The organism is Aminobacter niigataensis, from assembly GCF_014200015.1.
GTDB lineage: Bacteria > Pseudomonadota > Alphaproteobacteria > Rhizobiales > Rhizobiaceae > Aminobacter > Aminobacter niigataensis.
Map to the genome: position 1 here is coordinate 873,044 of NZ_JACHOT010000001.1, position 21,039 is coordinate 894,082.

The window sequence follows — 21,039 nt, forward strand, 5'->3', positions numbered from 1 at the left end:
GCCGGCCTGACCGCCGGCCTTTTTGTTTGCGTGGCCTACCCGGCAGCAAGACTGAACAGCCAGATAGGGAAAAGTCCGACGCGGCGGATTTTTCTCTGGCGGAATCGATTTGGCCGCGTTAAGCGATGAATCCCATGGCGCGATATGTTTTTATTACCGGCGGCGTGGTCTCTTCCCTTGGAAAAGGCATAGCCGCAGCGGCCCTCGGGGCTCTTCTGCAGGCACGCGGATATCGCGTGCGCATCCGTAAACTCGATCCGTACCTCAACGTCGACCCGGGAACGATGTCGCCTTACCAGCATGGTGAGGTGTTCGTGACCGACGACGGTGCGGAAACCGACCTCGATCTTGGTCACTACGAACGGTTCACCGGACGCTCGGCGAACCAGAGCGACAACATCACCACCGGCCGCATCTACAAGAACATCATCGAACGCGAGCGGCGCGGCGACTATCTTGGCGCAACCGTGCAGGTCATTCCGCACGTCACCGACGAGATCAAGAACTTCATCCTCGACGGCAATGACGAGTACGATTTCGTGCTCTGCGAGATCGGCGGCACAGTCGGCGACATCGAAGCCATGCCGTTCCTCGAGGCGATCCGCCAGCTCGGCAACGACCTGCCGCGCAACAACGCGGTCTACGTTCACCTGACGCTGATGCCCTACATTCCGACGGCGGGCGAGCTCAAGACCAAGCCGACCCAGCATTCGGTCAAGGAATTGCGTTCGATCGGCATTGCGCCGGATATCCTGCTGGTCCGCGCGGACCGTGACATCCCCAAGGAAGAGCGCCGCAAGCTGTCGCTGTTCTGCAACGTGCGCGAATCGGCGGTCATCCAGGCGCTCGACGTCGGCCACATCTACGACGTGCCGCTGGCCTACCATAAGGAAGGCCTGGATTCGGAAGTTCTGGCCGCCTTCGGCATCGATCCGGCGCCCAAGCCGCGCCTCGACGCCTGGCAGAACGTCTCGCAGCTGATCCACAATCCGGAAGGCGAGGTCACCATCGCCGTGGTCGGCAAGTATACCGGCCTCAAGGATGCCTATAAGTCGCTGATCGAGGCGCTGTCGCATGGCGGCCTTGCCAACAACGTCAAGGTCAAGCTTGACTGGATCGAGAGCGAGGTCTTCGAGAAGGAAGACCCGGTACCGTTCCTGGAGAAGGTCCACGGCATCCTGGTGCCCGGCGGCTTCGGCGAACGCGGCTCGGAAGGCAAGATCCTCGCTGCCAAGTTCGCCCGCGAGCGCAAGGTGCCGTATTTCGGCATCTGCTTCGGCATGCAGATGGCTTGCATCGAGGCGGCCCGTTCGCTGGCTGGCATCGAAAATGCCTCGTCGACCGAGTTCGGCGCGACCAAGGAGCCGGTCGTCGGCCTGATGACCGAGTGGCTCAAGGGTAACATGCTTGAGAAGCGCAAGGCCGCAGGCGACCTTGGCGGCACGATGCGCCTCGGCGCGTTCGAGGCGCGACTGTCCGAGGGATCGAAAATCGCCGAGATCTACGGCGATACCGACATCTCCGAACGCCATCGCCACCGCTACGAGGTCAACATCGACTACAAGGACCGCCTCGAAGAGTGTGGCCTGGTCTTCGCCGGCATGTCACCGGACGGCGTGCTGCCCGAGACGGTCGAATACCCCGACCATCCCTGGTTCATCGGCGTCCAGTACCATCCGGAGCTGAAGAGCCGTCCGCTGGAGCCGCATCCGCTATTTGCAAGCTTCATCGAAGCTGCGGTCGAACAGAGCCGGCTCGTCTGATAGCCATGCGCGCCGCCGTGAACGCGCCGGCGCGCATTTTTTTCCCCAGGTGGCATCCCGCATGACCACCTACGTCGCGCTCCTCTACAGCATCGTCCTGGGCCCTGGCCGTCGCGTCATCATGTCCGACCTGCGCGACATGGCAGTCGATCTCGGCCTTGCCAATCCACGCACGCTGGTCGCGACCGGAAATCTTGTCTTCGAAGCCGAAGGCAAGTCGGTTGCCACGCTGGAGCGTGAACTCGAAGCAGCCTTCGCCCAAAAGTTCGGCAAGCATGTCGACATCATCGTCCGCGATGCTGCTGCCTGGCTTAAGCTTGTCGCCGCCAATCCGTTTCCCGAGGAGTCCGAACGCGAACCCGATCAGGTCGGCGTGCGCGTGATGCGTGAGCCGGTGACACCTGACGTCATCGAAAGGCTCCTCCCTTATGTCGCTGCCGATGAAAGGCTCACGTCGGTCGACGGCGATATCTGGATCTATTTTTCCCGCAGCGCCGGTTCGTCGCGGCTGCTCGGCGCGCTGACGCCCAAGCGGGCCGGCGGCATAGGGACCTCGCGCAACTGGAACACCGTGCGGCGCCTCGGCGACATGGTGGCATCGTAGGTGGCCTAGGCGCAGTCTTGCGCCTTTGGCGGAATTCAGGCACAGCGCAGCGATGACCAAAAGCCCTTCCGACAGCCCGCGTCCGCTCGACCATGTCGTGCTGCCGACCGCCGATCTCGCCATCGCGCGGCAGAGGCTGACGGCCCTCGGTTTCACCGTTTCGCCCGTCGGCATCCATCCCTTCGGCACGGTCAATTGTTGCGTCTATCTCGGTGACGGTACGTTCCTGGAGCCGCTGGCGATCGGCGATAGCGCCGCCGCCGGCGAGGCGGTCGCCGCAGGCAACGTCTTTGTCGGTCGCGACAGCGCGTTCCGCAACGCACATGGCGACGAAGGCTTTTCGGCAGTCGTATTCGGCACAAACGATGCCGATGCCGACCATTCCGAGTTCGTTGCCGCTGGCGTGTCGGCCGGCCCCAGGCTCGATTTTTCACGTCCCTTCGTCGATGCGTCAGGCAAGTCCGACGTGGCGTCGTTCCGGCTTGCCTTTGCCGCCGAACCAGGCTCGCAAGGGGATGCATTCTTGTTCACCTGCGAGCGCGTGAATGCGCCCGATGTCGACCGCTCGGCGCTGCAGGCGCATGCAAATGGGGCACGCCGGGTGCTTGCCGTTGAGGCAAGCGTCGCGGAGCCGGCTGCGGCGGCTGACTTGTTGGCGACAGTGGCGCGCAGCAGCGTCGACGCCGTGTCCGAAATCCCACTCTCTAATGCGCGACTTGCCGTCCGCGCGATGGCCGGTTCCAGTGGGCTTCGCCTCGACGCGATGGTGTTTGCCGTCGACGATCTCGCTGTGGCAAGAGAGCTTCTTGCACGAAACGGCATCGCGCACGATCTAAGCGGGCAACGGCTGGTGATTCCGCCAGCGCCGGGGCAGGGTGCCGCCTTCATTTTCGAGGAAAAGTCATGACCAAGCCGAATGCAAATGTGACGGTCGGCAAGACCCTTTTCGCCAACAACGCGCCGCTGTCGCTGATCGCCGGCCCGTGCCAGTTCGAATCGCGCCAGCACGCCTTCGACATGGCCGGCAAGCTCAAGGAACTGACGCAGAAGCTCGGCATTGGCTTCGTCTACAAGTCGAGCTTCGACAAGGCCAACCGTAGCTCGCTGTCGAGTACCCGCGGTGCCGGGCTCGATGCGGCACTGCCGGTCTTCGCCGACCTGCGCAAGGAGCTCGGCGTTTCCGTCCTCACGGACGTGCACACCGAAGAGCAGTGCGCCATCGTCGGCGAGGTGGTCGATGTGCTGCAGATCCCGGCCTTCCTCAGCCGCCAGACCGATCTTCTGATCGCTGCCGCCAAGACCGGCAAGGTGGTCAACGTCAAGAAGGGCCAGTTCCTGGCGCCCTGGGACATGAAGAACGTCGTCGCCAAGGTGACCGGTTCGGGCAACGCCAACGTGCTCGTCACCGAGCGCGGTGCTTCCTTCGGCTACAACACGCTCGTCTCCGACATGCGTGCGTTGCCGATCATGGCCGACATCGGCGCCCCCGTGATCTTCGATGCCACCCATTCGGTGCAGCAGCCGGGCGGGCAGGGCGCAACCTCCGGCGGCGAGCGCCGTTTCGTCGAGACCCTGGCGCGTGCGGCCGTCGCCGTCGGTGTTGCCGGCGTGTTCATCGAAACGCATGAAGACCCCGACAACTCGACCTCGTCGGACGGCCCCAACATGGTACCGTTCAAGGACATGCCGGCTCTGCTCGAAAGGCTGATGGCTTTCGACCGGGTCGCCAAGGGCTGACACAACTCCTGCTTGAGCCGGGCTTCCGCCCGGCGTAGGCTTTCCTCCGTGACTGAGCGTATCGGCCGGAGGAATCCCATGTCTGTTGCCCGCGTTACGGAAATCACTTCATCGTCGACCAAGAGCTTTCAGGATGCGATCGAACAGGGCATCGCCCGTGCGTCGATGACGCTGAAGAACGTCGAAGGCGCCTGGATCCAGGACCAGAAGATCGTCGTCGAGAACGGCAAGATTACCGCCTACCGGGTCAACATGAAGGTGACTTTCATTCTCACCGACTGAATGGGATCAGCAGCAGCCGCGGAAAGTTTGGAACCTCCGCACCGGGGGACCGTTAGTCCTGCATCCACCAACCAACGAGGAGCAGGATCATGACGACTGTCACTGGTCACACCGAAGCCATTCCCGCATCGCGGGTCATCGGCACCAATGTCTACAACACTGCCGGCGAGAGCATCGGCTCGATCGAGGATGTCATGCTCGACAAGACATCCAACGGCATCATGTTCGCCGTCATCGGCTTCGGAGGCTTTCTCGGCATCGGCGAGCGCTATCACGCCATCCCATGGTCCACGCTGGACTACGACAAGAGCCGTGGCGGCTACGTCGTTCCGTTCTCCAAGGAGCAATTGAAGGGCGCTCCGTCCTACTCGGTCAACGAGCTGACCGAGGACGATGGCCGTGCCGTGCGGGATGCCTCGTTCGAGCACTATCGCGTCGAGCCGTATTGGCACTGATCCGCAGCACAAAAACAGCCCCGCATGAGCGGGGCTTTTTCGTTGTGCCGTAATCTACCTTGCCGTCGGAATGATCCGCACCTGCGACGTGCCCTGAGGGGGCGGTTGACTGTCGCATGAGGTCAGGAATGCTGCGGCGATGAAGAACAAACTCAGGATACCACTTAACTCGGACATGGCGAAACTCCCTCTGTTTCGCCCCGCGCGGGGATAGTTTACCCGAAAGTTTGGACGATGCCTGCCCGATGGGATGAATTATCATGACAGCGCTTTGCCGAAAGTGAATCAGGGGCCTGACGCAGCGTGATATTTGGCCGAGCGCGATTGCGTTTTCCGGAGCTTTGGCTAAGACGGGCCCGGAAATCCAACCGATCCTTCTTTGCGATCAGCTCCCGGGGATGCCTCACATGACAGCAATCATCGATATCGTCGGCCGCGAGATTCTCGACAGCCGCGGCAATCCCACCGTCGAGGTGGATGTGGTTCTCGAAGACGGCTCGATGGGCCGTGCGGCCGTTCCGTCCGGTGCGTCGACCGGCGCCCACGAGGCGATGGAACTGCGCGACGGCGGCCCGCGCTATCTCGGCAAGGGCGTCGAGCGCGCCGTCGAAGCCATCAATGGCGAGCTGTTCGAGGCGATCGGCGGCATGGAAGCCGAGAACCAGATCCATATCGACCAGACGATGATCGAGCTGGACGGTACCCCGAACAAGAGCCGCCTCGGCGCCAACGCCATCCTCGGCGTGTCGCTCGCCGTCGCCAAGGCCGCGGCCGAGGCGTCCGGCCTGCCGCTCTACCGCTACGTCGGCGGCCCGAACGCCCGCGTCCTGCCGGTGCCGATGATGAACATCATCAATGGCGGCGCGCATGCCGACAATCCGATCGACTTCCAGGAATTCATGATCATGCCGATCGGCGCGCCTTCGCTGCGCGACGCCGTGCGCTGGGGTTCGGAAATCTTCCACACCCTGAAGAAGGGCCTGAAGGACGCCGGCCACAACACCAATGTCGGCGACGAGGGCGGTTTCGCACCGAACCTCAAGAGCGCCCAGGCGGCCCTCGACTTCGTCATGGCCTCGATCGAAAAGGCCGGCTTCAAGCCGGGCGAAGACGTGGCGCTGGCGCTCGACTGCGCTGCAACCGAGTTCTTCAAGGGCGGCAACTACGTCTATGAAGGCGAGAAGAAGACCCGCGATCCCAAGGCCCAGGCCAAGTACCTCGCTAAGCTCGCCGCCGACTACCCGATCATCTCGATCGAGGACGGCATGTCGGAAGACGACTGGGAAGGCTGGAAGTACCTGACCGAACTGTGCGGCGACAAGGTGCAGTTGGTCGGCGACGATCTGTTCGTCACCAACTCGGCGCGCCTGCGCGACGGCATCAAGATGGGCGTCGCCAACTCGATCCTGGTCAAGGTCAACCAGATCGGCTCGCTCACCGAGACGCTCGACGCCGTCGAGACCGCGCACAAGGCAGCCTACACCGCCGTCATGTCGCACCGTTCGGGCGAGACCGAGGATTCAACCATTGCCGATCTCGCGGTCGCCACCAACTGCGGCCAGATCAAGACCGGCTCGCTGGCCCGTTCGGACCGTACCGCCAAGTACAACCAGCTGATCCGCATCGAGGAAGAACTCGGCACGCAGGCGCGTTTTGCCGGCAGGTCCATCCTGCGCGGCTGAGCGCTTCACCATTGACGAACTGGAAAAGGCGGGATGTTTCCCGCCTTTTTTGCTTTGACGAAGCTCCGACCGCCGACTGTAACCGTCCATTAAGCACAATCGAGCGACAAGAACCTGAGAGAGGTTCGGACCATGTGGACACGCCAGCACAAGCAGACAAAATCCGGGCGCCTGATCGTTCCGGCGCTGGCGGTGATGTTCCTGTCCTATTTCGGCTTTCACGCCTATCACGGCGAGTTCGGCATCTATTCCAAGTACCGGCTCGAGGCCCAGGCCGTCGAGCTCCAGGCTCGGCTCGACACGGTCCGGGCGCAGCGGATGGATGTCGAGCGCCGCGTGCAGATGCTGCATGACGGCTCGCTGGAGAAGGACATGCTTGACGAGCAGGCGCGCAACGCGCTCAATATGTCCCATGCAGACGAGCTGACCATCATGCGCCCATCCGCGCAGACGATTAACTGAGTCTCGGTTAATCAAGAAGAAATTCAACGTTTTTCGACGCTTAACCGCATGCCTGCTATGCATTTTTCCGCATGGCGCAGCGTCACTCCCCATGCTAGCGTTTTAGTCATGGAGAGGAGAGACAATGCATGATCTCCTCAATGTCCGCAAAGAGACGCCACTAGGGAGTGATGCATGGCCACCGCCGCCAAAAAAGCGCCTGCCAAAGCCAAATCCGATTCAAAATCCCCATCAGCGCCGGTAACGCCCAAACCGGTTGAGTTTACCAAGGACCAGGATCTCAACGCCTATCGCGAGATGCTGCTCATCCGCCGTTTCGAGGAAAAGGCCGGCCAGCTCTACGGCATGGGCTTCATCGGCGGCTTCTGCCACCTCTATATCGGCCAGGAAGCCGTCGTCACCGGCCTGCAGATGTCGCTAATCGAAGGCGACCAGATGATCACCGCCTACCGCGATCACGGCCACATGCTGGCCATGGGCCTTTCGGCGCGCGGCGTGATGGCCGAATTGACCGGGCGCCGGGGCGGCTTGTCGAAAGGCAAGGGCGGCTCGATGCACATGTTCTCCAAGGAAAAGCATTTCTACGGCGGCCACGGCATCGTCGGCGCCCAGGTGTCGCTTGGCACCGGGTTGGCCTTCGCCAATCGCTACCGCGAGAACCCGAATGTCTCGGTGACCTATTTCGGCGACGGCGCTGCCAACCAGGGCCAGGTCTACGAGAGCTTCAACATGGCCTCGCTGTGGAAGCTGCCGGTGATCTACGTCATCGAAAACAACCGCTACGCCATGGGCACCGCGGTGTCGCGCGCTTCGGCCGAAACCGATTTTTCGCAGCGCGGCCTGTCGTTCAAGATCCCCGGTATCCAGGTCGACGGCATGGACGTGCGCGCCGTCAAGGCAGCCGGCGACCTGGCCACCGAATGGTGCCGCTCGGGCAACGGCCCGATCATCCTCGAGATGCAGACCTACCGCTATCGCGGTCACTCGATGTCCGATCCGGCGAAGTACCGCTCCAAGGACGAAGTGCAGAAGATGCGCTCCGAGCATGACCCGATCGAACAGGTCAAGGCGCGTCTGATCGCCAAGAAGTGGGCGAGCGAGGACGACCTCAAGGCGGTCGACAAGGATGTTCGCGACATTGTGGCTGACGCCGCAGACTTTGCTCAGACCGATCCCGAGCCGGATGTTGCCGAGCTCTGGACCGACATCTTGATCTAAGGGAGGGCGCGAACATGCCGATCGAAATTCTCATGCCTGCGCTCTCGCCGACGATGGAAGAGGGTAATCTGTCCAAGTGGTTGAAGAATGAAGGCGACAAGGTTGTCGCCGGCGACGTCATCGCCGAAATCGAAACCGACAAGGCGACGATGGAAGTCGAAGCCGTTGACGAAGGCGTTCTGGGCAAGCAGCTGATCGCTGCCGGCACCGAAGGCGTCAAGGTCAACACGCCGATCGCCGTGCTGCTGCAGGACGGCGAAAGCGCTGCCGACATCGGCAAGGGCGCAGCTCCTGCCAAGGTTGAGGCACCTGCTGCCGCCGCAGCACCCGCCGCTGCTCCGGCTGCCGCCGCACCCGTCGCCGCCGCCCCGAAGACGGAAGTTGCTGCCGATCCGGACATTCCGGCTGGCACCGAGATGGTGTCAATGACGGTCCGCGAGGCGCTGCGCGATGCCATGGCCGAAGAGATGCGCCGCGACGGCGACGTCTTCGTCATGGGCGAGGAAGTTGCCGAGTACCAGGGCGCCTACAAGATCACGCAAGGCCTTCTGCAGGAATTCGGCCCGCGCCGCGTCGTCGACACGCCGATCACCGAGCATGGTTTTGCTGGCGTTGGCGTCGGTGCGGCGATGGCCGGCCTCAAGCCGATCGTCGAATTCATGACCTTCAACTTCGCCATGCAGGCGATCGACCAGATCGTCAACTCGGCCGCCAAGACGCTCTACATGTCCGGTGGCCAGATGGGCGCGCCGATCGTCTTCCGCGGACCCAGCGGTGCGGCCGCCCGCGTCGCTGCCCAGCACTCGCAGTGCTATGCGGCGTGGTACAGCCACATTCCGGGCCTCAAGGTGGTGATGCCGTACTCGGCAGCCGACGCCAAGGGCCTGCTCAAGGCTGCGATCCGCGACCCCAATCCGGTCATCTTCCTCGAGAACGAAATCCTCTACGGCCACCATTTCGACGTGCCGAAGCTCGACGATTTCGTCCTGCCGATCGGCAAGGCGCGCATCCACAAGCCGGGCAAGGACGTCACCATCGTCTCCTTCGGCATCGGCATGACCTATGCGATCAAGGCCGAGGCGGAACTCGCCGCCATGGGCATCGACGTCGAGATCATCGATCTCCGGACCATCCGTCCGCTCGACTTCGACACCATCATCGCGTCGGTCAAGAAGACCAATCGCCTGGTGGTTGTGGAAGAAGGCTTCCCGCAGTCCTCGGTCGGCGATCATATTGCCAACCAGGTGTCGCAGCGCGCCTTCGACCATCTCGATGCGCCCGTCATCACCATCGCCGGCAAGGATGTGCCGATGCCCTACGCCGCCAATCTCGAAAAGCTCGCTCTGCCGAATGTCGGCGAAGTGATCGAGGCGGTCAAAGCAGTCACGTATCGCTGACACGGGCGGGAGGTCATCATGCCGATCAATATCACCATGCCTGCCCTTTCGCCGACGATGGAAGAGGGCAATCTGGCCAAGTGGCTGGTCAAGGAAGGCGACAAGGTTGCCCCGGGCGACGTGATCGCCGAGATCGAAACCGACAAGGCGACGATGGAAGTCGAAGCCGTCGATGAAGGCACCGTTGCCAAGCTCGTCGTCCCTGCCGGCACCGAAGGCGTCAAGGTCAATTCGCTGATCGCCATTCTCGCTGCTGAAGGCGAGGATGTCGGTGCTGCGGCCAAGGGCGGCAATGGCGCGCCTGCCGCGGCCCCCAAGGCCGAGGCACCGAAAGCCGAGGCTGCTCCAGCCGCGGCGCCGGCTCCGGCCGCTCGCGCAGCGACCCCAGTCGCCGCTGCACCGGCTGCAACCAACGGCGCCGCTGTCTCCAGCGACGGCCGCACCATCGCATCGCCGCTCGCCCGCCGCATTGCCAAGGATTCCGGCATCGACCTTTCGGCCGTTACCGGCACCGGCCCGCATGGCCGTGTCGTCAAGGCCGACGTCGAGGCGGCGATCGCCGGCGGCGGTGCCAAAGCTGCACCTGCAGCGAAGGCTCCTGCCGGCGCTCCGGCTGCGGCCCCCGCTGCCAAGGGCATGTCGGACGACCAGGTGCTCAAGCTGTTCGAAGAAGGCAGCTACGAGCTCATCCCGCACGACAACATGCGCAAGACCATCGCGCGCCGCCTTGTCGAGGCCAAGAGCACGATCCCGCATTTCTACCTGACGCTCGACTGCGAGATCGATGCGCTGCTGGCCCTGCGGGCCCAGCTCAACGCGGCGGCGCCGGTGCGCAAGACCGACAAAGGCGACGTGCCGGCCTACAAGCTGTCGGTCAACGACATGATCATCAAGGCGATGGCCTTGGCGCTGACGGCCGTGCCCGATGCCAACGTGTCGTGGACGGACCAGGCCATGGTCAAGCACAAGCACGCCGATGTCGGCGTCGCCGTATCGATCCCGGGCGGTCTGATCACCCCGATCATCCGGAAGGCCGATATCAAGACGCTGTCGGTCATCTCCAACGAGATGAAGGACATGGCTGGCCGGGCGCGCAACCGCAAGCTCAAGCCCGAGGAATATCAGGGCGGCTCCAGTGCCGTGTCCAATCTCGGCATGTTCGGCATCAAGGACTTTGCCGCCGTCATCAACCCGCCGCACGCCACCATCCTGGCTGTCGGCGCGGGCGAGGAGCGGGCCGTGGTCAAGAACGGCGAGATCAAGATCGCTAACGTGATGTCGGTGACGCTGTCGACCGATCATCGTGCCGTCGATGGTGCGCTCGGTGCCGAGCTGCTCTCGGCCTTCAAGCGCTTCATCGAAAACCCGATGGGCATGCTGGTGTAGTTCCCCAAGTTCCCCTCCCCAAAAGGGAGGGGATTCGAGGACTCCGATCATGAAGACTGTGCTTTGCTACGGCGACTCGCTGACCTGGGGCTACGACGCGGCCGGTCCCGGCCGCCATGTGTTCGAAGACCGCTGGCCGAGCGTGCTGCAGGCTGAACTGGGCGAAGGCGTGTACGTCATCGCCGAAGGGCTGAACGGCCGCACCACCGCATTCGACGATCATCTCGCCGGCACCGACCGTAACGGCGCGCGCACCTTGCCGACCATCCTCGGCACGCATGCGCCGCTCGATCTCGTCGTCATCATGCTCGGCGCCAATGACATGAAGCCGTGGATCCACGGCAATCCACTGGCTGCCAAGCAGGGCATGGCGCGGCTGGTGTCGATCGTCAGGGGCTACGACCACGGCATGGACTATCCTGTACCAAACATCCTGCTGGTTTCGCCGCCGGCCGTCAGCCGCACCGACAATGCCGAGTTCAAGGACATGTTCGCCGGTGGCGACAAGGCGTCCCAACAGCTTGCGCCCCTTTACGCGGCACTGGCCGACGAGGCTGGCTGCGGCTTCTTCGACGCCGGATCGGTGGCGCTGACCACGCCGCTCGACGGCGTCCATCTCGATGCCGAGAACACGCGGAAGATCGGCCTTGCACTCGCGCCTGTCGTGCGCGTGATGCTGGAGCTCTGATTTGGCCGGCGCTGTCACCATCCGCAGGGCCGAACGGCGCGATGCCGCCGAGATGGCGATCCTTGTCGATTTGTCGTCGCATGGCTTGGCCTCGTGGCTCTGGTACGGCGCGGTGCTCGAGGGCGCAACGCAGACGGCGCTCGAACACGGGCGCAACCAGATGCGCCGCGATAACGAGCGCGCCGGCTGGAAAGATGCGAGCCTGGCCGAAGTGGAAGGCGAGATTGCAGGCTTGGTGATCGGCCACTTGGTTGACCCGTCATTCGCCGACGAAGTGGCGCCGCATCCGGTTTTTGAGCCGATCCTCGGCCTCCAGAAGCAGGCCATCGGCAACTGGTTCATCGACAGCGTCGGTGTGTACCGGCACCATCGAGGGCGCGGCATCGGCCGCAGACTGGTCGACCACGAGCTCGCACGTGCTGCGGGGCATGCGGTCAGCCTGATCACCGAAGGCGACAACGACGTGGCGCTCGGCCTCTACAAATCCAGCGGATTTGAGGAAGTGACGCGGCTTCCGTCCATACCGCTCGACGACAACGGCAAGAAACACGACTGGGTGCTGCTCACGCGCAGCGCGACCTGAACAAGAGGCACACTCATGGCTGAGAATTACGACGTCATCATCATCGGCTCCGGTCCCGGCGGCTACATCGCGGCGATCCGTGCTGCGCAGCTCGGTCTCAAGACGGCCGTCGTCGAGCGCGAGCACCTGGCCGGCATCTGCTCCAACTGGGGCTGTATCCCGACCAAGGCGCTGCTGCGCTCGGCCGAGGTGCTGCACCTCGCCGAACATGCCAAGAACTACGGGCTCAAGCTCGAAGGCTCGATCTCGCCGGACCTGAAGGCCATTGTCGATCGTTCGCGCGGCATTGCCCAGCGCATGAATGGCGGCGTCGGCTTCCTGATGAAGAAGAACAAGGTCGACGTCATCTGGGGCGAGGCAAAGCTCACCAAGCCCGGCCAGATCGTCGTTTCCAAGTCGTCGAAGAAGCCGATGGAGCCGCAGGCACCGCTGCCCAAGAACACGCTTGGCGAGGGCACCTACAACGCCAAGCACATCATCGTCGCCACCGGTGCCAGGCCGCGCGCGCTGCCCGGCATCGAGCCGGACGGCAAGCTGATCTGGACTTATTTCGAGGCGATGGTGCCGCCGGAAATGCCGAAGTCGCTGCTGGTCATGGGCTCGGGCGCGATCGGCATCGAGTTCGCCTCGTTCTACCGCACGATGGGCGTCGAGGTGACCGTCGTCGAGGTGATGCCGGCCGTCATGCCGGTCGAGGATGCCGAAATCTCGGCCTTCGCCAAGAAGCAGTTCGACAAGCAGGGCATGAAGATCCATCTCGAGGCCAAGGTGACCAAGGTCGAGAAGAGCGCCAACTCGATCACCGCCCATGTCGAGATGAAGGACGGCAAGGTCGAAAAGATCACCGCAGATCGCATGATCTCGGCCGTCGGCGTCCAGGGCAACATCGAAAACATCGGCCTGGAAGCGCTTGGCGTGAAGACCGATCGTGGCTGCATCGTCATCGACGGCTACGGCAAGACCAACGTGCCGGGCATCTACGCCATCGGCGATGTCGCCGGTCCGCCTATGCTGGCGCACAAGGCCGAGCACGAGGCGGTCATCTGCGTCGAAAAGATCGCCGGCCTGCCCAACGTCCACCCGATGGACAAGCTGAAGATCCCAGGCTGCACCTACTGCAACCCGCAGGTCGCATCCGTCGGCCTGACCGAAGCCAAGGCCAAGGCCGAAGGCAAGGACATCCGCGTCGGCCGCTTCCCCTTCGTCGCCAACGGCAAGGCCATTGCGCTGGGCGAAGACCAGGGCATGGTCAAGACCATCTTCGACAAGAAGACCGGCCAGTTGCTTGGCGCGCATCTTGTCGGCGCCGAGGTCACCGAGCTGATCCAGGGTTTTGTCGTCGCCATGAACCTCGAAACCACCGAGGAAGAACTGATGCACACCATCTTCCCGCATCCGACGATCTCGGAGACCATGAAGGAAAGTGTGCTTGATGCCTATGGGCGTGCGCTCAACGCATGACGTGTGTGCGTCGGCGCGCCTGTTGCGGCGCGCCAGATGCCACTATATCAGCTGAAGCCAAGGACTGGCCGGAGAGGAGCGATGGAGCAGAGTTACGGAATTCTCGGCATGCCCGGTGTCGGCTTCTTCGGCATGTTGCTCATCGGTTTCCTTGCCGGCTACGTTGCCGAGCGGACGATGAACCGCGATCACGGCTTCCTGACGAATATCCTCGTCGGCATCGCCGGTTCCTTTGTCGGCGGCACTCTGGCGGGGTTGCTCGGCATCAATTATTACGGGTTCCTGGGCAACCTCATCGTCGCCATCGCAGGCGCCCTGATCTTGCTCTGGATTTTCGGCCGCTCGCAGGCGCGGCAGCCTTGATAGGATGAACTGATGGTCACTGTTCTCGATCTCAACGACCGTCCGCGCGCACGGCACCCCGAAAAGGCCCATCGGCCCGACCAGGAGGTTCTGCGCAAGCCGGACTGGATCCGCGTCAAGGCGCCGGTTTCGCGTGGCTACCAGGAAACGCGCGACATCGTGAAGTCGCACAAGCTGGTCACCGTCTGCGAAGAGGCCGGCTGCCCCAATATTGGCGAGTGCTGGGAAAAGAAGCACGCCACCTTCATGATCCTGGGCGAGATCTGCACGCGCGCCTGCGCCTTCTGCAATGTCGCGACGGGCATCCCGACCGCCGTCGATCCGAACGAGCCGGAAAGCGTTGCCAAGGCTGTCGCCCAGATGGGCCTGACCCACGTCGTCATCACCTCGGTCGACCGTGACGATCTTGCCGACGGCGGCGCCCAGCATTTTGCCGACGTCATCCATGCCATCCGCCGGCTGACGCCGTTGACGACCATCGAAATCCTGACGCCCGACTTCCTGCGCAAGGAAGGCGCGCTCGAGATCGTCGTCGCTGCCCGTCCCGACGTCTTCAACCACAATCTCGAAACTGTGCCGTCGAATTACCTGACCGTGCGCCCCGGCGCGCGTTACTTCCACTCGATCCGGTTGTTGCAGCGGGTCAAGGAACTCGACCCGTCGATCTTCACCAAGTCGGGCATCATGGTCGGCCTCGGCGAGGAGCGCCACGAGGTGCTTCAGTTGATGGATGACCTGCGCACGGCCAATGTCGACTTCATGACCATCGGCCAGTACCTCCAGCCGACGAAGAAGCATCACCCGGTCAAGAAGTTCGTGACGCCGGACGAGTTCGAGTCCTACGCCACAGTCGGCAAGTCGAAGGGCTTCCTGCTCGTGGCGTCGAGCCCGCTGACGCGTTCGTCGCACCATGCCGGCGACGATTTCGCCAAGCTGCGCGCGGCCCGCGAAGCGCGTCTCGCCAAGTCGGCCTGACGCGCGCCCCAGGCCAACATGCCGAAGTTCGAAACCACGCGCCGGGTCAGCCACTCGCCGGAAGAGATGTACGCGCTTGTGGCCGACGTGGAAAAATATCCGGAATTCCTGCCGCTGTGCGAAGCGCTGAACGTGCGCTCGCGGCGCGAGCGCGACGGTCGCGAAATCCTCGTGGCCGACATGACTGTGGGCTACAAGGCGATCCGCGAGACATTCACCACCCAGGTCCTGCTCACGCCCGCGGAGAACACCATCGACGTCAAATACCTCGACGGGCCGTTCCGCTACCTGACCAACGAGTGGAAATTCGTGGCAGCAGTTGGCGGCGGTTCGGATGTCGAGTTCTTCATCGACTATGAGTTTAAGAGCCGCATCCTGGGTGCGCTGATGGGCACGATGTTCGACCGCGCCTTCCGCATGTTCGCCGAAGCGTTCGAAAAGCGGGCGGACGCGATCTATGGGCCGGCAAAAGCGGTCTGATCGACGGCCCGCAGTCCAAGGCCAAGCGCTGTCCGAACCGTCTCACGGCGGATGAAGTCGCGGCCCTTGTCCTCGAACAGGCGGAACTCCGCCTCTACTGGCATGCCTTTCCTGGCGACGCCGAACCAGACCAGCCCGACGGGTTTTTCAGCCGAGCCGCCGCCGGGGCCGGCAACACCGGTCACCGCTAGTGCAAGGCCGGCACGCGAATGGGCAAGGGCGCCAGCGGCCATTTCAAGCGCCGTTTCGCGGGAGACTGCGCCATGCGCCTTGAGTGTCGCTTCGGAGACGCCGAGCATCTCCATCTTGGCTTCGTTGGAATAGGTGATGAAGCCGCGGTCGACGACCGCCGACGAGCCGGCGATGTCGGTGAGAGCCGCGATGATCATGCCGCCGGTGCAGCTTTCGGCGGTGGCTATCATCGTGCCATGTGCCTCGCAGGCTTCGAGCAAGGCCGAGGCGAGGGCGCCGATGTCGCTCATTCCGGCAGTTCCCCGGGATAGACCACGCTTGCGGTTGCGATCGCGGCGATGCCTTCCTCGCGGCCGACGAAACCCAGCTTCTCATTGGTGGTGGCCTTGATCGAGACACGCTCCGGCGAGATGCGTAGCATGTCGGCCAGTTCCGCCGTCATCGCCTCGCGATGCGGGCCGACGCGCGGGGCCTCGCAGATCAGGGTGATATCGGCGTTGGCGATCCGCCCGCCGCGCGCGCGCACGATTTTTGCGGCATGCTCGACAAACTGGCGCGATGCGGCGCCCTTCCATTGCGGGTCCGATGGTGGGAAATGGGTGCCGATGTCACCGGCGCCGCAGGTGGCCAACAGCGCGTCGGTCAGCGCGTGCAGGCCGACATCGGCGTCGGAATGGCCGTTCAGCTTCTTCGAATGCGGGATTTTCACACCGCACAGCCAGACATGGTCGCCGGTTTCGAAGGAATGCACGTCGTAGCCGTTGCCGGTGCGCACGTCGGGAAAGCTTGGTGAGTGGCCGGAAAGGCGCTGGTCGGCCATGGCGATATCCTTTGCCCAGGTCAGTTTGATGTTGTCGGGCGAGCCGAGCACCAGCCGGACCGGGATGCCGGCCCATTCGGCGATCGCTGAATCGTCGGTGAAGTCGCTACGCCCGGCCTCGAAGGCGCGCTGGTGTGCGGCGAAGATCGGCCCGAACGGGAAACCCTGCGGCGTCTGCGCCGCATGCAGGCCCGCGCGCGGCACGGTCTCAGCCACCGTGCTGTCGGATGCTTCCCGCTTCAGCGTATCGGAGACCGGCAGCGACGGCAGCGACCCATGCTCGTCGTCGATGCCTCCAATCGTGCGATCGATGACATCGGCGCCGATGAAGGGTCGAACGCCGTCATGGATGAGCACCGCGGCCGGCTTCGTATCCTGCAAGGCGAGCAGGGCAAGCCGCGTCGAATCCTGCCGCGTGGCGCCGCCAATGACTGCCGTGACACGGTCGGCGAACTCGTCCGCTGCGGCTGCGAAAAGCTCGGCGTCGTCGGCATGGATCGCTACCGCCACCGGGCCGATGCTTGGGTGGTCGAGGAACGCCTTCAGCGTGTGCCAGATGACGGCCTTGCCGCCGATCCTGCGATACTGCTTGGGGCCTTCGGCCTGGCCGGCGCGTTCGCCGCGCCCGGCCGCCACGATGACGACCGCGACCTTCGAATTGGGATGGTTGGAGGGGGCTTCTGAACTCATGCGCAGAGGCTTAGCCGCGAGGTCTGCCGAAGGCCAGAAGAATCCAGAAAGCGCCGCATTCCCCTGTCATTTCGCAGTTGCACAATGAACGGATCATGGCTACTCATTGTGCAGAGGCGAATGGTGCTTTGTTTTTGTGCATGAATAAGCTTTCAAAACTCGGCGAGCCGCTTTCGGTCGGCGGCGTCACGATCCGCAACCGGGTGTTTCTCGCCCCGATGTCTGGCGTCACCGACGAGGCATTCCGCACGCGCGCCTATGCCCATGGCGCTGGCCTGGTGGTTTCCGAGATGGTCGCCAGCGGCGAACTCGCCAAGGGGCGCGGCTCCAGCGGCTTTCGGATCCGCCATTCGGGCCTGCCGGTGCACATGGTGCAACTGGCCGGCCGCGAAGCTGCTCACATGGCCGAAGCCGCCCGCATCGCCGTCGGCGAGGGCGCCGATGTAATCGATATCAATATGGGTTGCCCGGCCAAGAAGGTGACCGGCGGCTACGCCGGTTCGGCGCTGATGCGCGACCTCGACTTCGCGCTGACCCTGATCGACGCGGTCGTCGAGGCGGTTGATGTGCCGGTGACGCTGAAGATGCGGCTGGGTTGGGACGACGATGTGCTCAACGCGCCGGAACTGGCGCGCCGCGCCGAGCAGGCCGGCGTCAGCATGGTCACCGTTCACGGCCGCACGCGCTGCCAGTTCTACAAGGGCAAGGCCGACTGGCAGGCGATTGCCCGCGTCAAGCAGGCGGTGAGCATTCCCGTGGTCGCCAATGGCGATGTGGCTACGCCAGAGGACGCAGCCGAGATTCTGGAGCAATCCGGTGCCGATGCCGTCATGGCCGGGCGCTCGCACTACGGCGCTCCCTGGACGGCAGGCATGATCGCAGCGGCGGCGAGCGGCGCAAGTGCTGCCGGCGTGCCGAGTTCGGCGTCGGCGTTGGCCGACTATGCGATTGCCCATTACGAGGACATGCTGGCGCTTTACGGCACCGAGAGCGGCCTGCGCCAGGCGCGCAAGCATCTCGGCTGGTATCTCGACCGTCACGCCGCTGAGATGCCTGACGAATTGCGCCGTGGCGTGCTCACCTCATTCGATCCTGCCCAGGTGATTTCGTCGCTGCGCGAAGCGCTCACGTCGTTTGGCGAACCCGAAAGGAATGCGGCATGAAGTTCAACCCGGCACCGGCAGCAGATCCGGCGGATGCCGCGCAGATCGTCCTCAATACGATCCGGCGTCCGGTCATCATGATCGGGCCCGACAACTTCATCACCTTCGCGAATGCCGACGCCGAGGATTTTTTCCGCTCCAGCGCCACCGTGCTGGCGCGCAGCGATCTTTCGCGCTTCGTTCCTTTCGGCAGCCCGATCCTGACCCTGGTCGAGCAGGTGCGCGAGCGTCTCACGCCGGTCAACGAATACCGCGTCGATGTGTCCTCGCCGCGTCTTGGCGTCGAGAAGATGGTCGACCTCTACGTCGCCCCGGTGTCGGAGCTGCCGGGATCGGTGGTGGTGATGTTCCAGGAACGCTCTATGGCCGATAAGATCGACCGCCAGATGACGCATCGTGGCGCGGCGCGCTCGGTCACCGGGCTTGCCGCCATGCTCGCCCACGAGATCAAGAACCCGCTCTCCGGCATCAGGGGCGCAGCCCAGCTTCTGGAACTGTCTGCCTCCGACGAGGACCGCTCGCTGACGCGGCTGATCACCGACGAAACCGACCGGATCGTCAAGCTTGTCGACCGCATGGAGGTGTTCTCAGACGAGCGACCCATCGACCGCTATCCGGTCAATATCCATGTCGTGCTCGATCATGTGAAGGCGATCGCCAAGAACGGTTTTGCCAATGGTATCAAGATCCTGGAGGATTATGATCCATCGTTGCCTCCGGTCTATGCCAACCGCGATCAACTGGTCCAGATCTTCCTCAACCTGGTCAAGAACGCCGCCGAGGCGATCGGCCATCACCCGCGCGGCGAAATCACCCTGTCGACCGCCTTCCGGCCCGGTATCCGCATGTCGATCCCCGGCACCCAGGACCGGGTCTCGCTGCCACTGGAATTCTGCGTCCACGACAACGGAGCGGGCGTGTCCGAAGACATCCTGCCGATCCTGTTCGACCCGTTCATCACCACCAAGCCGAACGGTTCGGGGCTCGGCTTGGCTTTGGTCGCCAAGATCGTCGGCGACCATGGCGGGGTGATCGAATGCGATTCGACGCCGCGTGGCACCACCTTCCGCATCCTGATGCCTGCCTGGAAGGAACTGCCGGGGCATTCGACCGACGTCAGTGAAGGAGACCATCGATGAGCGTGCGCGGAAACATTCTCGTCGCCGACGACGATGCGGCCATCCGCACCGTGCTCAACCAGGCGCTGTCGCGCATGGGGCATGAGGTGCGCGTCACCTCCAATGCCGCGACGCTGTGGCGCTGGGTGGCGGCCGGCGAGGGCGACCTGGTCATCACCGACGTCGTCATGCCCGACGAGAACGCCTTCGACATGCTGCCGCGCATCAAGAAGGCGCGACCGGAGCTGCCGGTCATCGTCATGAGCGCCCAGAACACCTTCATGACGGCGATCCGCGCCTCCGAGACCGGCGCCTACGAATACCTGCCCAAGCCCTTCGACCTCACCGAACTGCTCAGCATCGTCAACCGGGCGCTGGCCGAGCCTCGGCGACCAAAGATCGAGCAGCGCCATGACGACCAGCCCGATTCGATGCCGCTGGTCGGCCGCTCGGCGGCGATGCAGGACATCTACCGCATGCTGGCGCGCATGATGCAGACGGACCTTACCGTCATGATCTCGGGCGAATCGGGTACCGGCAAGGAGCTGGTGGCGCGTGCGCTCCATGAATATGGCCGCCGCCGCAACGGACCGTTCGTCGCCATCAATATGGCCGCGATTCCCCGCGACCTGATCGAGTCCGAACTATTCGGGCACGAAAAGGGTGCCTTCACCGGCGCGCAGAACCGCTCGACCGGCCGCTTCGAGCAGGCCGAGGGCGGCACGCTGTTCCTCGATGAGATCGGCGACATGCCGATGGAGGCGCAGACAAGGCTGCTGCGCGTGCTCCAGCAGGGCGAATACACCACTGTCGGCGGGCGCACGCCGATCAAGACCGACGTGCGCATCGTCGCCGCCACCAACAAGGATCTCAGGTCACTGATCAACCAGGGCCTGTTCCGCGAAGACCTGTTCTACCGCCTCAACGTCGTGCCGCTTCGACTGCCGGCGCTACGCGAAAGATCCGAGGATATTCCCGATCTTGTCCGGCATTTCTTCAAGCAGGGCGTGAGCGAGGGGCTGCAGGCCAAGCGCATCTCCGCCGGCGGCGTCGAGTTGATGAAGCGCTACCCCTGGCCGGGCAATGTGCGCGAACTCGAAAACCTGGTGCGCCGGCTGGCCGCGCTCTATCCACAAGACGAGATTTCGGCCGAGATCATCGAATCGGAACTGAAGACCGGCGAGCAGCCGGTGGTTCCCGGCGGCAATCTCATCCCCGACGACCTGTCGGTCGGGCAGGCGGTCGAGCATTTCCTGCAGCGCTATTTTGCCATGTTCGCCGACGACCTGCCGCCGCCCGGTCTCTACCAGCGCATTTTGGCGGAGGTCGAATATCCGCTGGTCCTGGCGTCGATGACGGCAACGCGCGGAAACCAGATCAAGGCCGCTGAATTGCTGGGCCTGAACCGCAATACATTGCGCAAGAAGATCCGCGAGCTCGGCGTCAACGTCTACAAGTCGGCGCGTCCAGGCTGACCAGGCGAAGGCAAAACGCTTAGCTGTCGAAAGCCTGCCGAAACA

The 21,039-nt window shown here is 63.5% G+C and carries 22 protein-coding genes; 20 read left to right on the forward strand and 2 right to left on the reverse strand.

Annotated elements, in window-relative coordinates:
* The first annotated feature begins 125 nt into the window (after nt 1-125).
* The 17 genes from pyrG (at nt 126) to GGQ99_RS04460 (ending at nt 15,536) form a co-directional block, all read left to right on the forward strand.
* Nucleotides 126-1,763, forward strand: coding sequence for a CTP synthase (gene pyrG / locus GGQ99_RS04380; RefSeq protein WP_108608019.1), 1,638 nt, complete (start codon nt 126-128; stop codon nt 1,761-1,763).
* A 61-nt stretch (nt 1,764-1,824) separates the two neighbouring features.
* Nucleotides 1,825-2,367 (forward strand): DUF1697 domain-containing protein, encoded by a 543-nt coding sequence (locus GGQ99_RS04385; protein ID WP_183260929.1) that lies wholly within the window; start codon nt 1,825-1,827, stop codon nt 2,365-2,367.
* A 52-nt stretch (nt 2,368-2,419) separates the two neighbouring features.
* Nucleotides 2,420-3,274: a VOC family protein gene (locus GGQ99_RS04390; protein WP_183260931.1), complete on the forward strand. Its 855-nt coding sequence runs from the start codon at nt 2,420-2,422 to the stop codon at nt 3,272-3,274.
* Nucleotides 3,271-4,104 carry a 3-deoxy-8-phosphooctulonate synthase gene (gene kdsA / locus GGQ99_RS04395; protein WP_183260933.1) on the forward strand — a complete coding sequence of 278 codons (834 nt, stop codon included), beginning with the start codon at nt 3,271-3,273 and terminating at the stop codon, nt 4,102-4,104. Before GGQ99_RS04390 ends, kdsA begins: the two co-directional genes overlap by 4 nt.
* 78 nt (nt 4,105-4,182) lie before the next feature.
* Nucleotides 4,183-4,386 carry a dodecin family protein gene (locus GGQ99_RS04400; protein WP_108608023.1) on the forward strand — a complete coding sequence of 68 codons (204 nt, stop codon included), beginning with the start codon at nt 4,183-4,185 and terminating at the stop codon, nt 4,384-4,386.
* A gap of 89 nt (nt 4,387-4,475) precedes the next feature.
* A complete protein-coding gene (locus GGQ99_RS04405; protein ID WP_108608024.1) occupies nt 4,476-4,841 on the forward strand; it encodes a PRC-barrel domain-containing protein in 366 nt (121 codons plus the stop codon).
* Nucleotides 4,842-5,248: 407 nt separating this feature from the next.
* Entirely contained in the window at nt 5,249-6,523 is a 1,275-nt protein-coding gene (gene eno, locus GGQ99_RS04410; RefSeq protein ID WP_183260935.1) for a phosphopyruvate hydratase, read from the forward strand.
* Nucleotides 6,524-6,655: 132 nt separating this feature from the next.
* Nucleotides 6,656-6,985: an FtsB family cell division protein gene (locus GGQ99_RS04415; RefSeq protein ID WP_183260937.1), complete on the forward strand. Its 330-nt coding sequence runs from the start codon at nt 6,656-6,658 to the stop codon at nt 6,983-6,985.
* Nucleotides 6,986-7,159: 174 nt separating this feature from the next.
* On the forward strand, nt 7,160-8,203 hold the full coding sequence (pdhA, locus tag GGQ99_RS04420; RefSeq protein WP_108608026.1) for a pyruvate dehydrogenase (acetyl-transferring) E1 component subunit alpha: 1,044 nt from the start codon (nt 7,160-7,162) through the stop codon (nt 8,201-8,203).
* A 14-nt stretch (nt 8,204-8,217) separates the two neighbouring features.
* On the forward strand, nt 8,218-9,600 hold the full coding sequence (locus GGQ99_RS04425; protein ID WP_108608027.1) for a pyruvate dehydrogenase complex E1 component subunit beta: 1,383 nt from the start codon (nt 8,218-8,220) through the stop codon (nt 9,598-9,600).
* A gap of 18 nt (nt 9,601-9,618) precedes the next feature.
* Nucleotides 9,619-10,986 (forward strand): pyruvate dehydrogenase complex dihydrolipoamide acetyltransferase, encoded by a 1,368-nt coding sequence (locus tag GGQ99_RS04430; protein ID WP_183260939.1) that lies wholly within the window; start codon nt 9,619-9,621, stop codon nt 10,984-10,986.
* 49 nt (nt 10,987-11,035) lie between these two features.
* Nucleotides 11,036-11,674 (forward strand): SGNH/GDSL hydrolase family protein, encoded by a 639-nt coding sequence (locus tag GGQ99_RS04435; protein WP_183260941.1) that lies wholly within the window; start codon nt 11,036-11,038, stop codon nt 11,672-11,674.
* 1 nt (nt 11,675) lies between these two features.
* On the forward strand, nt 11,676-12,257 hold the full coding sequence (locus GGQ99_RS04440) for a GNAT family N-acetyltransferase (RefSeq protein ID WP_406871824.1): 582 nt from the start codon (nt 11,676-11,678) through the stop codon (nt 12,255-12,257).
* Between the two features lie 15 nt (nt 12,258-12,272).
* Nucleotides 12,273-13,718, forward strand: coding sequence for a dihydrolipoyl dehydrogenase (gene lpdA, locus GGQ99_RS04445; RefSeq protein WP_183260945.1), 1,446 nt, complete (start codon nt 12,273-12,275; stop codon nt 13,716-13,718).
* An 81-nt stretch (nt 13,719-13,799) separates the two neighbouring features.
* Nucleotides 13,800-14,081, forward strand: coding sequence for a GlsB/YeaQ/YmgE family stress response membrane protein (locus GGQ99_RS04450; protein WP_183260947.1), 282 nt, complete (start codon nt 13,800-13,802; stop codon nt 14,079-14,081).
* A gap of 12 nt (nt 14,082-14,093) precedes the next feature.
* Nucleotides 14,094-15,056, forward strand: a complete 963-nt coding sequence (gene lipA, locus GGQ99_RS04455) for a lipoyl synthase (protein WP_108608033.1) — start codon at nt 14,094-14,096, stop codon at nt 15,054-15,056.
* Between the two features lie 18 nt (nt 15,057-15,074).
* Complete coding sequence (locus GGQ99_RS04460) at nt 15,075-15,536, forward strand: type II toxin-antitoxin system RatA family toxin (RefSeq protein WP_183260949.1); 462 nt, start codon at nt 15,075-15,077, stop codon at nt 15,534-15,536.
* Here GGQ99_RS04460 and GGQ99_RS04465 read toward each other — a convergent pair.
* Together GGQ99_RS04465 and GGQ99_RS04470 are read right to left on the reverse strand one after the other, a co-directional pair.
* Complete coding sequence (locus tag GGQ99_RS04465; RefSeq protein ID WP_183260951.1) at nt 15,512-16,018, reverse strand: CinA family protein; 507 nt, start codon at nt 16,016-16,018, stop codon at nt 15,512-15,514. The two genes, GGQ99_RS04460 and GGQ99_RS04465, sit on opposite strands and share 25 nt — an antisense overlap.
* The gene (locus tag GGQ99_RS04470; RefSeq protein ID WP_183260952.1) at nt 16,015-17,238 is read right to left on the reverse strand and encodes a bifunctional 2-C-methyl-D-erythritol 4-phosphate cytidylyltransferase/2-C-methyl-D-erythritol 2,4-cyclodiphosphate synthase; all 1,224 of its coding nucleotides are present in this window, start codon (nt 17,236-17,238) and stop codon (nt 16,015-16,017) included. The genes GGQ99_RS04465 and GGQ99_RS04470 overlap by 4 nt, the downstream gene beginning before the upstream one ends.
* Before the next feature lie 140 nt (nt 17,239-17,378).
* On the opposite strand from GGQ99_RS04470, the gene dusB reads away from it, so the two are divergent.
* Genes dusB through ntrC form a run of 3 tightly spaced genes read left to right on the forward strand, consistent with a single transcriptional unit; the run spans nt 17,379 to nt 20,994 of the window.
* A complete protein-coding gene (gene dusB, locus GGQ99_RS04475; RefSeq protein ID WP_183260955.1) occupies nt 17,379-18,401 on the forward strand; it encodes a tRNA dihydrouridine synthase DusB in 1,023 nt (340 codons plus the stop codon).
* Nucleotides 18,398-19,540 (forward strand): two-component system sensor histidine kinase NtrB, encoded by a 1,143-nt coding sequence (locus GGQ99_RS04480; RefSeq protein WP_183260957.1) that lies wholly within the window; start codon nt 18,398-18,400, stop codon nt 19,538-19,540. Before dusB ends, GGQ99_RS04480 begins: the two co-directional genes overlap by 4 nt.
* Nucleotides 19,537-20,994 (forward strand): nitrogen regulation protein NR(I), encoded by a 1,458-nt coding sequence (gene ntrC / locus GGQ99_RS04485; protein ID WP_108608039.1) that lies wholly within the window; start codon nt 19,537-19,539, stop codon nt 20,992-20,994. Before GGQ99_RS04480 ends, ntrC begins: the two co-directional genes overlap by 4 nt.
* Nucleotides 20,995-21,039 lie beyond the last annotated feature (45 nt).

What these genes read in the sequence shown, in the direction of transcription:
- GGQ99_RS04415 (WP_183260937.1), top strand. Translation starts at nt 6,656, where the DNA reads ATGTGGACACGCCAGCACAAGCAGACAAAATCCGGGCGCCTGATCGTT.
- pyrG (WP_108608019.1), top strand. Translation starts at nt 126, where the DNA reads ATGAATCCCATGGCGCGATATGTTTTTATTACCGGCGGCGTGGTCTCT.
- kdsA (WP_183260933.1), top strand. Translation starts at nt 3,271, where the DNA reads ATGACCAAGCCGAATGCAAATGTGACGGTCGGCAAGACCCTTTTCGCC.
- GGQ99_RS04390 (WP_183260931.1), top strand. Translation starts at nt 2,420, where the DNA reads ATGACCAAAAGCCCTTCCGACAGCCCGCGTCCGCTCGACCATGTCGTG.
- GGQ99_RS04430 (WP_183260939.1), top strand. Translation starts at nt 9,619, where the DNA reads ATGCCGATCAATATCACCATGCCTGCCCTTTCGCCGACGATGGAAGAG.
- GGQ99_RS04425 (WP_108608027.1), top strand. Translation starts at nt 8,218, where the DNA reads ATGCCGATCGAAATTCTCATGCCTGCGCTCTCGCCGACGATGGAAGAG.
- GGQ99_RS04405 (WP_108608024.1), top strand. Translation starts at nt 4,476, where the DNA reads ATGACGACTGTCACTGGTCACACCGAAGCCATTCCCGCATCGCGGGTC.
- ntrC (WP_108608039.1), top strand. Translation starts at nt 19,537, where the DNA reads ATGAGCGTGCGCGGAAACATTCTCGTCGCCGACGACGATGCGGCCATC.
- GGQ99_RS04470 (WP_183260952.1), bottom strand. Translation starts at nt 17,238, where the DNA reads ATGAGTTCAGAAGCCCCCTCCAACCATCCCAATTCGAAGGTCGCGGTC.
- GGQ99_RS04465 (WP_183260951.1), bottom strand. Translation starts at nt 16,018, where the DNA reads ATGAGCGACATCGGCGCCCTCGCCTCGGCCTTGCTCGAAGCCTGCGAG.
- GGQ99_RS04480 (WP_183260957.1), top strand. Translation starts at nt 18,398, where the DNA reads ATGAAGTTCAACCCGGCACCGGCAGCAGATCCGGCGGATGCCGCGCAG.
- GGQ99_RS04435 (WP_183260941.1), top strand. Translation starts at nt 11,036, where the DNA reads ATGAAGACTGTGCTTTGCTACGGCGACTCGCTGACCTGGGGCTACGAC.
- GGQ99_RS04460 (WP_183260949.1), top strand. Translation starts at nt 15,075, where the DNA reads ATGCCGAAGTTCGAAACCACGCGCCGGGTCAGCCACTCGCCGGAAGAG.
- lpdA (WP_183260945.1), top strand. Translation starts at nt 12,273, where the DNA reads ATGGCTGAGAATTACGACGTCATCATCATCGGCTCCGGTCCCGGCGGC.
- dusB (WP_183260955.1), top strand. Translation starts at nt 17,379, where the DNA reads ATGAATAAGCTTTCAAAACTCGGCGAGCCGCTTTCGGTCGGCGGCGTC.
- lipA (WP_108608033.1), top strand. Translation starts at nt 14,094, where the DNA reads ATGGTCACTGTTCTCGATCTCAACGACCGTCCGCGCGCACGGCACCCC.
- GGQ99_RS04400 (WP_108608023.1), top strand. Translation starts at nt 4,183, where the DNA reads ATGTCTGTTGCCCGCGTTACGGAAATCACTTCATCGTCGACCAAGAGC.
- pdhA (WP_108608026.1), top strand. Translation starts at nt 7,160, where the DNA reads ATGGCCACCGCCGCCAAAAAAGCGCCTGCCAAAGCCAAATCCGATTCA.
- GGQ99_RS04385 (WP_183260929.1), top strand. Translation starts at nt 1,825, where the DNA reads ATGACCACCTACGTCGCGCTCCTCTACAGCATCGTCCTGGGCCCTGGC.
- GGQ99_RS04450 (WP_183260947.1), top strand. Translation starts at nt 13,800, where the DNA reads ATGGAGCAGAGTTACGGAATTCTCGGCATGCCCGGTGTCGGCTTCTTC.
- eno (WP_183260935.1), top strand. Translation starts at nt 5,249, where the DNA reads ATGACAGCAATCATCGATATCGTCGGCCGCGAGATTCTCGACAGCCGC.